Annotated in this window: 1 protein-coding gene; it reads left to right on the plus strand. The window is 66.7% G+C overall.

What is annotated here, in order from left to right; all coding sequences use genetic code 11:
* Positions 1-742 (plus strand): electron transfer flavoprotein subunit alpha/FixB family protein (locus AB4Z32_RS27495; RefSeq protein WP_442124989.1); only part of this gene is annotated, 742 nt, incomplete at both ends.

Consider the following 742-nt stretch of genomic DNA (forward strand, 5'->3'; position numbering starts at 1 on the left):
CGAAAGTGCTGGTCGCCGATGCGCCGCATTTCGCCGACGGCCTGGCCGAGAACGTCGCCGAGCAGATCCTGGCGGTGGCCGGTTCGTACTCGCACATCCTGGCCCCGGCTTCGGCCTACGGCAAGAACATCCTGCCGCGCGTGGCCGCCAGGCTGGACGTGGCCCAGATCTCGGAAATCACCAAGGTCGACGCCCCGGATACCTTCGAGCGTCCGATCTACGCCGGTAACGCCATCGCCATCGTGCAGTCCAGCGACAAGGTGAAAGTGATCACCGTGCGCGGCACCGGCTTCGACGCCGCAGCAAGCGAAGGTGGCTCGGCCGCCGTCGAGAACGTGCCGGCGGTTGCCGATTCCGGCAAATCTTCTTTTGTGGGGCGCGAGCTGGCCAAGTCGGACCGTCCGGAACTGACCGGCGCCAAGATCGTCGTCTCGGGCGGCCGCGGCATGGGTTCGGGCGAGAACTTCAAGATCCTGGAACCGCTGGCCGACAAGCTGGGCGCCGCCATGGGCGCATCGCGCGCGGCAGTGGACGCCGGCTACGTGCCGAACGACTGGCAGGTCGGCCAGACCGGCAAGATCGTCGCGCCGCAGCTGTACATCGCGGTCGGCATCTCGGGCGCCATCCAGCACCTGGCCGGCATGAAGGACTCGAAGACCATCGTCGCCATCAACAAGGATCCGGAAGCGCCGATCTTCTCGGTGGCCGATTACGGCATCGTCGGCGACCTGTTCGAGGTCGT

Origin of the sequence: Massilia sp. 2TAF26 (genome assembly GCF_052115005.1) — a bacterium.
Classification (GTDB): domain Bacteria; phylum Pseudomonadota; class Gammaproteobacteria; order Burkholderiales; family Burkholderiaceae_D; genus Telluria.